The organism is Xanthomarina sp. (assembly GCF_035306605.1).
Taxonomy (GTDB): Bacteria; Bacteroidota; Bacteroidia; order Flavobacteriales; family Flavobacteriaceae; genus Xanthomarina.
Genome location: NZ_DATGNR010000078.1, coordinates 42,667 through 58,287, shown reverse-complemented (window position 1 = coordinate 58,287; position 15,621 = coordinate 42,667). Strand labels below are relative to the sequence as shown.

12 protein-coding genes and 1 tRNA gene are annotated in these 15,621 nt (G+C 34.5%); 11 read left to right on the top strand and 2 right to left on the bottom strand.

The window, feature by feature from the left end:
* Positions 1-7: 7 nt before the first annotated feature.
* Together nadE and VKY41_RS10715 are read left to right on the top strand one after the other, a co-directional pair.
* Positions 8-988, top strand: a complete 981-nt coding sequence (gene nadE, locus VKY41_RS10720; RefSeq protein ID WP_500814451.1) for an NAD(+) synthase — start codon at positions 8-10, stop codon at positions 986-988.
* 10 nt (positions 989-998) lie between these two features.
* Positions 999-2,459 carry an AMP-binding protein gene (locus VKY41_RS10715; protein WP_500814450.1) on the top strand — a complete coding sequence of 487 codons (1,461 nt, stop codon included), beginning with the start codon at positions 999-1,001 and terminating at the stop codon, positions 2,457-2,459.
* A gap of 4 nt (positions 2,460-2,463) precedes the next feature.
* On the opposite strand, the gene VKY41_RS10710 is transcribed toward VKY41_RS10715, so the two are convergent.
* Positions 2,464-3,138 carry a hypothetical protein gene (locus tag VKY41_RS10710; RefSeq protein ID WP_500814449.1) on the bottom strand — a complete coding sequence of 225 codons (675 nt, stop codon included), beginning with the start codon at positions 3,136-3,138 and terminating at the stop codon, positions 2,464-2,466.
* Positions 3,139-3,418: 280 nt separating this feature from the next.
* Between VKY41_RS10710 and VKY41_RS10705 the strand changes: the two genes are divergently transcribed.
* A complete protein-coding gene (locus tag VKY41_RS10705) occupies positions 3,419-4,786 on the top strand; it encodes a M28 family peptidase (RefSeq protein ID WP_500814448.1) in 1,368 nt (455 codons plus the stop codon).
* A gap of 139 nt (positions 4,787-4,925) precedes the next feature.
* Here the strand turns inward: VKY41_RS10705 and VKY41_RS10700 are convergent, their stop codons facing one another.
* Entirely contained in the window at positions 4,926-6,314 is a 1,389-nt protein-coding gene (locus VKY41_RS10700; protein WP_500814447.1) for a dipeptidase, read from the bottom strand.
* Positions 6,315-6,419: 105 nt separating this feature from the next.
* Here VKY41_RS10700 and VKY41_RS10695 point away from each other — a divergent pair.
* The 8 genes from VKY41_RS10695 (at position 6,420) to VKY41_RS10660 (ending at position 15,539) form a co-directional block, all read left to right on the top strand.
* Positions 6,420-6,501: transfer RNA gene (locus VKY41_RS10695), tRNA-Leu, on the top strand.
* A 371-nt stretch (positions 6,502-6,872) separates the two neighbouring features.
* Positions 6,873-8,762, top strand: coding sequence for a type I restriction-modification system subunit M (locus tag VKY41_RS10690; protein WP_500814446.1), 1,890 nt, complete (start codon positions 6,873-6,875; stop codon positions 8,760-8,762).
* Complete coding sequence (locus VKY41_RS10685) at positions 8,759-10,018, top strand: restriction endonuclease subunit S (RefSeq protein WP_500814445.1); 1,260 nt, start codon at positions 8,759-8,761, stop codon at positions 10,016-10,018. Before VKY41_RS10690 ends, VKY41_RS10685 begins: the two co-directional genes overlap by 4 nt.
* Before the next feature lie 4 nt (positions 10,019-10,022).
* A complete protein-coding gene (locus VKY41_RS10680) occupies positions 10,023-10,262 on the top strand; it encodes a hypothetical protein (RefSeq protein ID WP_500814444.1) in 240 nt (79 codons plus the stop codon).
* Positions 10,263-10,265: 3 nt separating this feature from the next.
* Complete coding sequence (locus VKY41_RS10675; RefSeq protein WP_500814443.1) at positions 10,266-13,469, top strand: type I restriction endonuclease subunit R; 3,204 nt, start codon at positions 10,266-10,268, stop codon at positions 13,467-13,469.
* An 8-nt stretch (positions 13,470-13,477) separates the two neighbouring features.
* On the top strand, positions 13,478-14,770 hold the full coding sequence (locus VKY41_RS10670; protein WP_500814442.1) for a hypothetical protein: 1,293 nt from the start codon (positions 13,478-13,480) through the stop codon (positions 14,768-14,770).
* A 116-nt stretch (positions 14,771-14,886) separates the two neighbouring features.
* Positions 14,887-15,168 (top strand): helix-turn-helix domain-containing protein, encoded by a 282-nt coding sequence (locus VKY41_RS10665; protein WP_500814441.1) that lies wholly within the window; start codon positions 14,887-14,889, stop codon positions 15,166-15,168.
* The gene (locus VKY41_RS10660) at positions 15,168-15,539 is read left to right on the top strand and encodes a hypothetical protein (RefSeq protein WP_500814440.1); all 372 of its coding nucleotides are present in this window, start codon (positions 15,168-15,170) and stop codon (positions 15,537-15,539) included. The genes VKY41_RS10665 and VKY41_RS10660 overlap by 1 nt, the downstream gene beginning before the upstream one ends.
* Positions 15,540-15,621: the final 82 nt, after the last annotated feature.

The window sequence follows — 15,621 nt, the reverse complement described above, 5'->3', positions numbered from 1 at the left end:
AAAAACTATGAAATCAGAAACACGTAAACCTTTTTCGAAAGATATTATTCATATAGAAAATATCGACCAAGTTTGTAACGATATTATAGCCAAACTAAAAACCGATGTAGCCAAAAAACTTCAGCGTCGTGGTGGTGTTATTGGAATAAGTGGAGGTATAGATTCTTCCGTTTGCTTGGCTTTATCGGCAAAAGCCTTTGGACCTCAAAATGTTTTAGCCATCATGCTACCCGAGCAAGATTCAAGTGATGATAGTCGGGAGTTAGCCGAAAAATTAGCAGCGAAATTTGGAGTAAGTACCTTGATAGAAGATATTACTAAAGCCTTAAACGGTTTTGGGTGCTATGAAAGAAGGGACGAAGCCATTTTGAGAGTAGTACCTAGTTTTGATAAAGCTAAAGACAAGGCGAAAATTGAAATCAAACAAAATATTGCTGAAAATATTCCTGCCATTTTTTCCATTACAGTTATTAAGCCAGATGGGGAAGTAATAAGTAAACTTTTGCCTGCTAAAGAGTATCTGCAAATTGTGGCATCTACAAACTTCAAACAACGAAGTCGAATGTCTATGCTTTATTATCATGCCGAGCGCATGCATTATGCTGTCATTGGAACTCCAAACAAACATGAGGTTGAGCAAGGCTTTTTTGTGAAGCATGGAGATGGTGGAGCAGATGTTATGCCAATTGGACACTTGTTTAAAACACAAGTTTATCAATTAGCAAGACATTTGGGAGTGCCTCAAGAAATTATAGATAGAACTCCAACTACTGACACTTATACAGCAGAACAATCTCAAGAAGATTTTTTCTATCAAATGCCTTTTGAGTCCATGGATTTAATTTGGTATGGTTGGGAAAATAATTATCCTGCCGATGAGGTAGGGAAAGTTATGGGGAAAACAACCAAAGAAATTGAAAATATCTATAAGAGTTTTGAAAGAAAAAGAAAAACAACTGAGTATTTACGAATGCGTCCAATTTTTTAAATTATAACAGATGAATGTTTTCGATTACCTTTTTGAAAATTCAAAAAACCTAGACAAGAACTTTTTATTAGGTTCAAAGGAGTCGGTTTCTTTTAAGGAATTTCATACTGAAAGTTTAAAATTAGCCTCATTTTTAAATAGGTATTTTGGAGCTAATAAAAACATGATTTTAATAAGTCCGAATTCTAAGTTTTTTATTTCGGCGTATTTGGGCATATTGAAATCGGGAAATGTGTGTGTGCCTTTAAACTTTGGTATTGAACAAGAAAATCTAGATTTTATAATTGATACTACCGATTGCGATATTGTTTTTATGGCAAAAAGTATTCAAGCAAAATACCAGATACCACCACATATTCATGTTGTGGATGAGGTTGGGTTGGAGCAGATCATTCAAAATCAAGTCGTTGTAGATTATTATATTGAGGTTGAAGATGATCAGTTGGCTGAAATTATATTTACGTCTGGATCTACGGGTTCCCCAAAAGGCGTCATGATAAGTCATCAGAATATTATAGCTAATACAAGGTCTATTATTTCCTACTTAAGCCTGAGGTCTGAAGATGTTATGTGTGTGGTTTTACCGTTTTACTATTGCTATGGATTATCACTTTTACACAGTCATTTAAAAGTTGGAGGCTCTATAGTTCTAAACAACAGTTTTATGTTTTTAGGAGCTGTTTTAGATGATTTAAAAGAGTATCAGTGTACTGGATTTGCAGGGGTTCCTAGTCATTTTCAAATCCTGTTAAAAAAATCTAAGACCTTTAAAACTACTCTATTCCCCGATTTAAGATATGTCACTCAGGCGGGAGGGAAGCTTCATTCGGTTTTTATAGATGAATTCACCCAAGCTTTTCCAGACAAAGATTTTTATATTATGTATGGGCAAACCGAAGCTACGGCTAGGCTGTCTTATTTAGAACCTAGTATGATTCATAAAAAAACAAGTTCCATCGGTAAGCCTATTCCGGGAGTGGAATTTAAGATTGTGAATGAAAGTGGTGATGTTTTAGGTGTGCAACAAGAAGGGGAATTGTTGGCTAGAGGTAAGAATATTATGTTGGGTTATTATAAGGAGGATGAAGAAACCCAAAACACCATTAAGGATGGTTGGCTACATACTGGGGATGTTGCTGTTATGGATGAAGATGGTTATTATTATTTGGTAGCAAGAAAAAAGGAGATTTTAAAAGTAGCAGGAAAAAGGGTGAGTCCTAAAGAAATAGAAGAAGTGATTCTCTCTGTACCAGAAGTTATAGATTGTACAATTTCGGGTTACGACGACGATTTGTATGGGGAAGCAATTCAAGCTACTATTGTTCCTATTACTCCTTATGATGAGGATGAATTAAAAGACAAAATCCTTCAGGCTTGTTCCAAGAAATTAGCACTCTACAAAATTCCTCAAAGGTTCTTTTTTGAAAAAGGTATGAAAATGAGTGCTACTGGTAAGAAGGTGAAACAATAAACTTTTATTTTACAGGGACTTTTCTGTTAATTGATTTATTATAAAAATCCATATGCTCACTTGAAATTTCTTCGTAGTTAATGGATTTTATAAATAGGAAATAGGAAACGGTTCTTACGATGTAGGGGCTAAATCCCGCATAATTATAAGCTCTAGACGTATTGATATTCTTTATTTCGCCAAAGGTAATGGCGTATCGTGCTCCGAGCTCCTTACTTTTTTCGGCAACATCATACAGGAAGGCTGGTATGACTCCCATACCTCTATATTTAGGAACCGTAAACACGTTCTCTAATAGCACTTCATCGGGTCTTAATTGTGGAAATCTGTCTCCCCAAGTGGCTTTTAAAGTCTTGTTTTGACTTGAATCAATCAACCAAACTCTAGCACAGGGAATATTTTCATTAGTTATACCTACGTAGCAGGTATGGAAATTATTTATTAAGCCATTATTTGGGTTTTCTACGAAATAAACGGCATCCTCTTTCTGAAACTCTCGAATGGTTGTTGGTTTCAGTGTGCGAGGTTTTTTATAGGGCACGCTCAAATCGCGTTTAAAACCAAAGGCAATTTCTTTTGAATGCACTCTATTTAAAAAGGCAGTCCAAAGATATTTAGCCCTTCCCTCTCGGATAAGTTTCGGTAATAAAGCAATTTTCTTAAATAAATTACTGCTCATAAATTTATAATTATTACTGTTACAGGTAGTTGTAAAAATAATGATAAAGTTTTTAATGGCATCAGAAAAACATGTGTTTCACTGCTTATTTTGTGAATATTATTTCTGGTTTCTGTCCCTGATTTCCAATTGTACTTTAAGTTTTAGTAAAATTAAGTCATTCTTTATGGGTTTAGATTCAGGTATATAGAGTTGTCTTGTTGTGTAAATAATAAAAATGTCCTTAAGGGTTATTTTTTAAAAACCTATATTTGCCCCAAATAAAATCCCCAATAAATAGATGAAAAGACTTCTTGTTGCAGTGTTGGTTTTGCTTTCTGTAAGCTCGTTTGGGCAAACAGTTCAAGATCTAATTGATAAAGTAGACGTTAATAATTTGGAATTAATAGTGAGTGAGTTTTCTGGAGAACAACCCACTACTGTTAATGGAACCGAAGTAAGCATTATTAACAGACAGCATGCCAATAACGATTTAGCTGCGGCGTATATTAAGGAAAGACTTCAGCAATTTGATAATTTAATTGTTGAAGAGCAAAATTTCAACACGTTTGGAAAGAATATTATAGCCACCCAAGTTGGAAAAACAAATCCTGATAATATCTATTTATTAACAGCACATTACGATTCTATTACAGATTACTGTGCTGATGATAACGCTACAGGAACTGCAGCCGTTTTAGAAATAGCAAGAATTCTTTCTGGACAATGTATGGAGAATACCATTGTTTATGCTTTTTGGGATGAGGAGGAAATTGGTTTAAGAGGTTCTAAGTATTACGCGGCCCAAGCAAATAATTCCAATCTAAATATCCTAGGAGTCATTAATTTGGATATGGTTGGTTACGATGGGGATGCTCCTGGAGAACTTGGTGATAATGATTTTGATATAGATGTAAGAAACGTGCATGGCTCTTTAACTATTAAGGATGATTTGTTAAGTATTTTCGACACCTATACGTTTGATTTAAACCCTATAGTTGTTAATCCAGGAACTACCGGAAGTGATCATGCATCTTTTTGGAATCAAGGGTATCCAGCTGTTTTAGTTGGTGAGTCGTGGGAGACCAACGATCAAACTCCATATTATCATTCTTCATCGGACAGATTGAGCACTTTAGATTTGCCATATTTTCATGAAATCACCAAATTGGTAACCGCTTATATGGCCACAAAAGGCGCCCTGTTTTCAGTAGACAATAGTGTAACGGTTAATCAGACAAGTTTGTCTGCCAACCAAAGTTCGGCAAGTTATCAATGGTATAATTGCGATACAAATACCATGCTTACTGGAGAGACTGGTCAGGATTTTCAGCCAGTTGTTTCTGGAAGTTACGCCGTTGAAATAACAGTAGGATCTTGTACTGAAATGAGTGATTGTATTTCATTTGTAACCCTTGCCATTGAAGATTCTATTTCAGATTATTTTCAAATTACACCTAATCCGGTTACGTCTATATTAACTATAAACTCATCTTTGAAATCAAATATTTCTATTTATTTATACAATGTTTCTGGTCAGTTGGTTTTAGAAACAGCTTCAAATAAAAAGAAATCAAGAATAGATATGTCTGCTTTTGCTTCTGGAATTTACTATTTGAAAATTAAGGGGAATGAGAAGGTCGCCACTTTTAAAATTGTAAAGGAATAAGCCTGTTATAAATGAGTTAGGATACAACTCGGCGTTCTTATAAACCAAATAAAAAGCCCATTCATTAATTTAAAATGAATGGGCTTTATTTTGTTTTCATGTCTTACCTATCCACAGATTGGTGGTTGCATGAAATTTACTATTTGCTTAACTCAGTAAAGTATTTATAAAATAAAGGGATGGTTTCGATACCTCTAAAGTAGTTAAATAAACCAAAATGCTCGTTAGGAGAGTGGATTGCATCACTATCCAAACCGAATCCCATAAGAATAGTTTTGCTTTTTAATTCCTGTTCGAATAAAGATACAATAGGAATGCTTCCTCCGCTACGTTGTGGGATAGGCTTTTTTCCGAATGTGTCAGAATACGCTTTGCTCGCCGCTTGGTATCCAATACTATCAATAGGAGTTACGTAGCCTTGCCCCCCATGATGTGGTTTAACTTCTACTTTAACACCCTCTGGCGCGATGCTTTCAAAATGCTTTTTAAATAACTGAGTAATTTCCTCCCATTCTTGATGAGGGACTAGTCTCATAGAGATTTTCGCGAAAGCTTTACTAGCTATTACGGTTTTTGCACCTTCACCCGTATATCCACCCCAAATACCATTAACATCTAATGTTGGTCTAATCGAGTTTCTTTCGTTGGTAGTATAACCAGCTTCGCCATAAACAGCATCAATGTCTAAAGATTTTTTATAAGCGTGTAAAGAAAAAGGTGCTTTAGCCATTTCTGCGCGTTCCTCTTTTGATAATTCTTCAACTTTATCATAAAAGCCAGGAATGGTAATATGATTGTTTTCATCATGTAATGAAGCAATCATTTTTGTTAAAACATTAATAGGGTTTGCCACCGCACCACCGTATAGACCGGAATGTAAATCTCTATTTGGTCCCGTTACTTCCACTTCAACATAGCTCAAGCCACGCAATCCCGTTGTAATAGAAGGCACATCTTTGGCGATCATTCCGGTATCAGAAATCAAGATGACATCATTTTTTAATTTCTCCTGATTGTTTTTAACAAAAATAGCCAAGTTTGAACTTCCTACTTCCTCTTCGCCTTCTATCATAAATTTCACGTTACAAGGCAATTGGTTGGTTTTAGTCATAAACTCCAATGCTTTTACGTGCATGTACATTTGTCCTTTATCATCGCAAGCACCTCTAGCAAAAATCGCTCCTTCAGGATGTAGTTCTGTTTTTTTAATTACAGGTTCGAATGGCGGTGAGTTCCATAAATTTAACGGATCTGGTGGTTGTACATCGTAATGGCCATATACTAAAACCGTTGGTAGATTTTTATCAATTATTTTTTCGCCATAAACAATTGGGTATCCCGCTGTTTCGCAAATTTCAACTTGGTCGCAACCAGCTTCTTCTAATCTGGTTTTTACAACTTCGGCAGTTTGTAAAACATCTTTTTTGTACGCCGAATCAGCACTTATAGATGGGATTTTAAGCAAATCGATAAGTTCATTTAAAAACCGTTCTTTATGCTGTTCTACGTAGTTGGAAATGTTATTCATTTTAAACTTTTTTATTGAATTTCATCAAAAATACAAAAACAAGTAGAATTTTTATGAAAGATACGATTGTATATTAAAACTTATTTTTATATTTGCAGCCTCATTGCGGGCGTGGTGGAATTGGTAGACACGCCAGACTTAGGATCTGGTGCCGCGAGGTGTGGGAGTTCGAGTCTCCCCGCCCGCACAATATAAAAAGCTTAATTAATTGAAATTCAATTGATTGAGCTTTTTTAATTTTGCATATTCCCCTAATTAGTACCACGATTTACTTCTCTGCTGCATTTAAAGCTTATTTTATCTAGTTAATTCTTAACGGCTCTGAAAGGGATTTAATAAACCTTCTAAAAGAAATTTATTTGGTTTCAATCTATAAATGCATTCTCTATATACTTTCAAATTCAAAAAAAAATGGCGGGGCACAAAGCAAAAAGTCGATTTGCTTGCAAGCCTTTTGAGGGAGGTGGTTACGGTTAGGTGTCCATATCTTCATTTTTACATTCAGTTTATACAAAACTTTTGTATTTTGCGGTTAACTTAATTTCTGACAGATATTTAATGACAAGAGACCAACTTAAGCAGCTAGAGGATAGACTTTGGAAAGCTGCCGATGACCTACGAGCAAACAGTAAACTTACAGCAACCGAATACAGTTTTCCTGTATTGGGGTTAATATTTTTAAGACACGCTTATAACCGTTTTGTAACGGCCAAAGAGGAAATAGAAAAAACATTGCCTTCTCATCCACAACGAGGAAAACGACCTGTAAACAAAACAGATTTCCTTTCTGCAAATGCCATTTTCCTTCCTGATAACGCACAATGGAAAACCATAAACGAGCTTCCTGAAAGTGCTGATATTGGTGAGTACCTTAATGAGGCTATGAAAAGCATTGAGGCTGAATATGAAGTGTTGGAAGACGTATTGCCTAAAGAATACGCCCTTTTTGAAAGTGATTTGCTATTTAGGTTAATACGCATATTTAACGACCCAATGCTTGATGATGTAACGGGCGACGTATTTGGGCGTATTTACGAGTATTTCTTAAATAAATTTGCAATGAGTGGCGCACAGGAAGGTGGCGAATTCTTTACACCACCTAGCCTTGTAAATGCTATTGTAAATATTATAGAACCCAACCACGGAACGGTGTTCGACCCTGCCTGTGGTAGTGCAGGTATGTTTGTGCAAACAGCCCATTTTATTGAGGAGGAACTACAAACCGAAGCTTCGCAAAAAGTAACCTTCTACGGACAGGAAAAGGCAGACACCAATACCAAATTGGCTAAAATGAATATGGCCGTTCACGGGTTGGATGCCAACATCATGCAAGGGAATAGCTTTTATACAGACCACCACGATTTGGTGGGGAAATGCGATTTCGTCATGGCCAATCCACCGTTTAATGTAGATGGTGTAGATAAGAAAAAGGAAAGCGTTAAAAACGACCCACGTTTACCGTTTGGCTTACCCAAAAACGATAATGCCAATTATTTATGGATTCAATATTTCTATAACTACCTAAACGAAAACGGAAGAGCAGGTTTTGTAATGGCGAGTTCTGCGAGTGATGCAGGGCATTCAGAAAAAACCATTCGTCAAAAGTTGGTTGAAACAGGAGCGGTTGATGTCATGGTCTCTATAGGTACAAAGTTTTTCTATACGCGTTCGTTACCCTGTTCGCTTTGGTTTTTTGACCGTTCAAAAGAACAGGATGAAGACAGAGCCAATAAAACCTTAATGCTCGATTTAAGGGATGTTTACAGAAAAGTATCGTCTAACCTTCACGATTTTACCGATGAGCATTTAAAAAACATTCACGCTATTGTAGCCCTTTACAGAGGGGATAACAGCTTATTTGAGCAAACGCTCGCTTCTTACAAAAAAAGTGCCGAGGAACACCTAAAAGAAGCCAATACCATACTGAAAAGCATAATAAATGAAAAGCTATTAAATATAGATGGCGAGGGCATAAAAGCAGAAAGCGCAAAGGAAGACAAACGCAAACTTAACACAGCCACTAAAAAAGAAGTAGAAGCCCTTAAGGCCACGTTAAAAACAGAGGCCGTAAAAAAGGATACTAAACAGAAAAAGCAGCTACAGGAAGCTATAATAAGCTTGGAAGCTTATTTAGTAGCCCTTAACGAGCAAATAGATAAACACATTTACTTTACTAAAGAGGTACATTGGTTAGAAAAGCGTTTTCCTGATGGGGTTTATGCCGATGTAGCAGGTTTATGTAAAATAGTAAACCGAGACGAGATTGAAGCCAACGACTACAGCCTTACCGCAGGGCGTTATGTAGGTGTTGCACCTATTGAGGAAGAAGAAGGTTTTGATTTTGACGAACGTATGGCAGAAATTAAACAAGAACTGCACATACTTAACGAAGAAGCTAACGAGTTGGCCAATATAATACAAACCGATTTAACTGATTTAGGAATATGAGTTGGGAAACAATAAAATTAGGAGATTATATTGAAACTCTAACAGATTATCACGCTAATGGTGCTTATAAAAAATTAAAAGCTAATGTTAAACTGAAATATAAGCCTGATTATGCTTTAATGATTAGGACATTAAATTTTGAACAGAATGATTTTAGTAGTAACCTAATATGGTTAAACGAAACTGAATATAATTTCTTGTCTAAATCTAAAGTTTATCCTGATGATATAATAATGAATAAAATTGCGAACGCAGGGTCGGTTTATATTATGCCTAATCTTAATCGTCCTGTTTCACTCGCAATGAATTTGTTTTTAATTAGATTTAAGGAATTAAACCAAAGGTTTATGTACTACTTAATGAAGACAAATGAACCTTATATTAAATCTTTTGCAAATGGTGTAGCTACCCAATCTATAACAAAGGATGCAGTTAGAAATTTAGAATTTAAAATCCCTAATAATACAACCCAAAAAAAAATAGCATCCATTTTAAGTACCTATGACGATTTAATAGAAAACAACCTAAAACGCATAAAACTTTTAGAAGAAGCAGCACAACGCCTGTATAAAGAATGGTTTGTAGATTTTAAATTCCCCAACTACGAAAACACACCCATAAACCCCGAAACTGGTTTGCCTGATGGGTGGGAAAGAAAACCAATTTCCAATTTTATCAAGTTAATACACGGATGTTCTTTTAAAGCTAAAGAGTTTTCAGATTCTAAAGATTATTATTTGGTAATAAGGATGGGGAATTTTAAAGAAAATGGAGGTTTACAACTAAACAAAAATGTCAGGTATCTTCCAAAATATAAAGAAATAAAAAACAAGTATCTTTTAGAAGAAGGAGACTTGTTAATGGTATTGTCGGACGTTACTAGGGAGGGTAGAATAATTGGAAATGTTGGTCTCATTCCTTCCAATAATCAAAAATATGTTCTAAATCAACGAGTGGCCAAACTCGAAATAAACGTAAAAAATTATAAAACTTATTTTTATTCTGTTTTAAATTCAGAAAACTTTAAAGAATATTGTAGGCCAAGAGCCAACGGGGCAACAGTTCTTAATCTAAAAACTAAAGACGTAACTGATTACAATATTGTAATACCTGATAGCACTACACTGAATTCTTTTTCAATAAAATCCAAACGAATTCTTGATAATATAGAAAATCTAGAGAAACAAAACCAAAACTTAAAAGAAGCTAGAGATTTATTGTTACCTCGTTTAATGAATAAAACCATAGAAGTTTAAAGATATGACAGCAGCAGAATTTAACGCCAATGAATTTCAAACAGATGATATAATTGAAATCACTTTCAATAATAATTCAATTAAAACAGTTCATCTTCATCAGGGGCACGCATATACCCCAGATGACGTAGAAGGAGTTCATCATTCTCAAATATTAGTTATAGGTGGTGAGGAAAATATTGAGGGGATTAACTTATTAGATGTCAAATCTGTTTCTTTAAATGGAGGTGTAAATAACTTATAAAGTATGGGCAACGATTATTCAGAAGATAACCTAATAGAAAAAACCACCATCAACTTTTTTAAAGAGTTAGAGTGGCAAACGGCCAATGTACACCATAACGAAACCTTTGGTGCAAATGGCACTATAGGTAGGGATAACCAAGAGCAGGTTATTTTAAAACATCATTTTTTGGCTGCGATTAAAAAGCTAAACCCTAATCTTCCTGAAGTTGCCTATACACAAGCTTACGAGCAAATCACCAAAGCAGAAGCAAGCAAAACCCTAGCCGATGTTAATAAAGAAAAATATGCACTCTTAAAAAAAGGGATTCCCGTTACCTATAAAAACCAAAAAGGCGAACTCGTAAAAGATAAGAAGCTACAGGTTTTTAATTTTCAGCAACCTGAAGACAACCATTTTTTAGCCGTTCAGCAATTGTGGGTAAAAGGGGTTTCAGGTAGAAAACGCAGAACCGATGTGGTAGGGTTTGTTAATGGTATTCCTTTGGTGTTTATTGAGCTTAAAGCGCATCACATTAAAATAAAATCGGCTTACGAAAAAAACCTATCCGATTATAAAGATGTCATTCCAAAATTATGGCACACCAACGCCTTTATTATTTTAAGCAATGGTATAGAAAGTAAAGTCGGTTCGCTAACCTCTAAATTTGAGCATTACCACGAATGGAAACGTATTAAAGAGGAAGAAGAGGGCATCATCAGTTTAGAAACGGTTATTAAAGGTACGTGCGATAAAACCAACCTTTTAGACCTCTTTGAGAATTTTATTGCTTATGATGATTCTTTGGGTAAAGTGGTTAAGTTGGTAGCAAGAAACCATCAGTTTTTAGGCGTAAATAAAGCTATTGACCATTTTAAAACGCTTAAAACTCAATACCAAAACAACAACATATCTAAAGAAGAAGCACAGCGTTTAGGCGTATTTTGGCATACACAGGGTTCAGGAAAATCCTATTCAATGGTATTCCTTACTCAAAAAATTGCGCGCCAAATAAGCAGTAATTACACCTTTGTTTTAATAACCGATAGAAAGGAGTTAGACGACCAAATTTATGGCACGTATGAGGGTGTAGGTGCAGCCACCAACAAAAAAGCAAAAGCCACTTCAGCAGCGCATTTAAAAGAATTATTACAGACGGATAATAAGTATATTTTTTCGCTCATTCATAAATTCAATTTTGAAGAAGAATTGAGCCAACGAGATGACATCATTGTTATTTCAGACGAAGCCCACCGTACACAAGGCGGAAGTTTGGCAATGAATATGCGTAAAGCCTTACCCAATGCCTCATTTATGGGATTTACGGGAACGCCATTGTTTAAAGATGATGAGTTAACCAAGCGTATTTTTGGAGACTATGTGTCTAAATACGACTTTAAACGCTCTATTGAAGATGGGGCAACCGTACCCTTGTATTATGAGAACCGAGGCGAAAAATTAAAGTTGGATAACCCTGAAATAGACCAACAAATAAAAGATAAAATCAACGAGTTTGATTTAGATGATAATGAAGAAGAGAAGCTAAAAAAACTGTTTTCTAGAGAGTATCCTGTACTTACGGCCAACAAGCGATTGAAGAAGATTGCAAAAGATGTAGTAGAACATTTTAACACGAGAGGTTACAGAGGTAAAGCCTTGTATATCGCTTTAGATAAAGTAACGGCTGTTAAAATGTATGATTTCATTACAGAAGAATGGCAAAAGTATGTGGTAAAGCTTGAAAAGGAGCTAAAAACTATTACCGACGAGCAAGAAGAATTAATAGCCCATAGAAATCTTAAATGGGTAAAAGAAACAGAAATTTCAGTTGTTGTCAGTTCAGAGCAAAACGAGATTAAGAAGTTTAGGGATTGGGGCTTGGATATAGAGCCACACCGAGAAAAAATGAATTCGCGCGATTTAGAAAGCGAGTTTAAAGATGAAGATAACCCGTTTAGATTGGCCATTGTTTGTGCGATGTGGATAACTGGATTTGATGTCAAAAGTTTATCTACACTTTACATTGATAAGCCTTTAAAATCGCATACCTTAATGCAAGCCATTGCAAGAGCCAATCGCGTACACGAGGGCAAAAACAATGGTTTAATAGTGGATTATATTGAAACCTATAAAGCCCTATTGGATGCCTTGGCCGTTTATGGCGGTGGAACTTCAGGAAAAGTTGAAGGCGACACAACTGTAGATGAACCACCTGTTAGGCCTTTAGAAGAATTGGTAGAGGATTTAGAAGAAACCATAACAGCAACCATTTCATTTTTAAAGCACGATTGCGAGTTCGATTTAGATTTGGTGGTAAATGCAGAAGATTCTGCTTACAGGATTAAATATTTGAGCGATGGTTATAATGCCATTTGCAAAACCCAAGATACAAGGAACAAGTTTAATGTATTGGCCAGAGAGGTTTTTAAAAAGTATAAGGCCGTAATGCCTAACAAGGCTATTTATGATTATAAGGAACAACGCGATGCCATTAATGGACTGTATAATTTGATTCAGGAGAAAGTAGAAGGCGCAGATATAACCAATTTGGTAAAACAGGTTCAGGACGTGGTTAATGAATCTATTGAAACCTATAATACCGCACTTGATAAGGTTGAGGATTACGGAAAGCAAGTTGATTTAAGCAAGCTTGATTTTGATAAAATTAAAGCCGAGTTCGAACAGCTAAAAGACAATAAGAATATTGCGGTTAAATCGCTTGAAGAGCGCGTTAAGAAAAAATTGGATAAACTTATAAAAGATAATCCATTAAGGGTAGATTTTTATGAGCGATACGAGCAAATTATTGAAGATTATAATTTAGGAAAGGAGTACAAATCCATTAAAGAAATATTTGACGCGCTTGTAGATTTGTTTGGCGATTTAAACGAAGAGGAAAAGCGTTCTACTAAGGAAAATTTATCCGAAGAAGAATTGGCCGTTTTTGATATGCTTAATAAAGGCAAAAAAATAACCGATAAGGAAAAAGCAGAAGTAAAAGAAGCAGCTAAAAACCTATTAAAAAAGCTTCAGGAAAACGAGTTTAAAGTAGTGGATTGGGCAGAGAAAAGTCAAACCAAAGCAGCCGTTAGACGCGTGATTAATGATTTTTTATACAGCAAATTACCCTATCCAACCTATGAAGATGGCGATATTGCAGTAAAAACAGAAGTATTGTATAATTTCTTTGAATCTCAATATCGAGATTATGGGAGGGAAGCGGTTTAATTTTTTAAATGAATAAACAACAACCTATATTCACTAATAACGAAAGAATTCTTGATTTTATTTCGTTTATTTTATTATGGGTAGGAGGCCTAAATGGTAAACCTACTTTGTTTTTCTATCAAAATCGCCCATCTATTTTTAAAAAAGATAAAAATGAGTCAAAGGAATCTGTTGTTATTGATTCCTATTTAGATTATTTAAAAGAGACAATAAAAGTTGAAAAGATATTCAATAATAAAGATAATCAACTGTTAGAATTGGATTCGTTAACAGATTTGTTACCAAGTGAAGAACAGAAAATATTAGCTTCTTATATTGATGAAAATTATATAATCGATGAAAAATATCACGATTTCAACCTTGTAAATTATTCAGTTGAAGATTTGAATAGAGATTTTAAAACGTACAGGTCTTTTTACGAAATCAATCAAGAGGTTTTAATCTCATATTTGCTGCAAGAGATTTATTTTGTTTCTCGAAAATCTTTTCAGGTTTTTGACAAAGAAGTTTCTAAAATAGATAGGATTTACGAATTAAAAAAGCTGTTGCATTATGACTTGTCAAAAGAGTATATAGAGTATAAGTCTAAAAAATATAAAGAGCATCTTTTTGAAGTAGTTGATAGGGGGATGTTTATGTTAAGGGGATTTTCAGATAATGAAGGGATATTTATTGACCATAGAAAAACATTAGTTGGTTATTTACTTCTACTTAAAGGGAAGTCTATAAATTATGATTTAAAAACTCCTAATGTTAAAGATTCCTATGTCTATTTAAATTATGAATACTTTAATTTTAAACTTAACGGTAAAGTAATTGAAAATGATAACATTCTAAATAATGAGTTAAACGAATTACATGAGGAACTTAACATCTTTAAAAATAAAAACACTAAACTTTTTATATTTTTAGAAGAAAAAGGGTTTTCTGAAAATGAAATAGATACAATTATAAATACATTTTTTTCAGGAAAATATACCGATTTGGGGTTAAGGTATATTGATACTTCAAGCCCAATTATCGTTTTTCATTTTTTATTCCTTTTCTACATATTTGATTTTTATGAATTAGATAACAACAACCTTAAATCGTCTAATGATTTTGATAAAGTTTTGGAATGTCAAACCTTAATTTCTAATCAAGGTAAATATTTTAGAAGGTATTATTTAAATATAGAAGCTAATTATGAGCATAGAGATTACCCTTTTAGGTCAGTTGAAGATACTATTAAAAAAATTATAGATGAGCTTAAAATTGAAGGGGGAAAATTAAAATCAATTCCTGAACAAAATATTTTTTAGCCTTGTGCCCTTGTTATTACTGAACTTGTAAAATTATTTACTCCCCCTTTTTTCCCTTCTTCCCCCTTTTGTCTGTTTGTAATGGAAATAGTTCCAATAACATTAAATAAAAACAGATGAAAGAATTTAATTTAATAGGTTTAAATATAGAAGACCTACAAGAACTTATCAGAGAAGCAGTCGCTTCAGAACTCAGTAAAGTAAAAGAGTTGTTTTCAGCATCTAAAGCTGAAGACAAAGATTTGCTGACCAGAGAAGAGGCAAAGGAATTTTTAAACATTTCCTATACGAGCCTGTGGAGCTATGGGAAAAAGAAATTGATTAAACCGAGATACCTCCAGGGCAGGGTGTATTACTCAAAGAGCGAGTTGTTGAACCTTTTAAACGATGCAGCATAATGAGTATAGAGATAAACACCTATAGCAAAGTATTAAAGAGTTTTAGCTACCTAGAGAAACAACTTGAACGGGCAAATTTAAACAAGGCAAAAGCGATTCTTTATTTTCAAATTCTTTTGAATATTGAGCAAGAAGGTATAATTGAAAGACCTTATTTTACTTATGCTTTAGAAGACTATAAAAGGTATCTACACTTTTTTAAAAAGTATAATTTTATTCAGGATGCTTTAAATGCAAATACTTTTAGGCTTGCCAAAGATTGGAAAGATAAACGAGAGCGTTATATCGTGCCAATACCTGAAAAAAATGACTTTCTAAAGCTAACGGCAGAATTTGAAGAACTTACTTCCTGTTGCCATATTTCAGCCTAGCGTAGCATTTCCTAATTAATTTTTTAATCACAGTACCGCAGAGCGATGTGTCATGCATCGCTAGGCTTGGTATTGTCTAAAC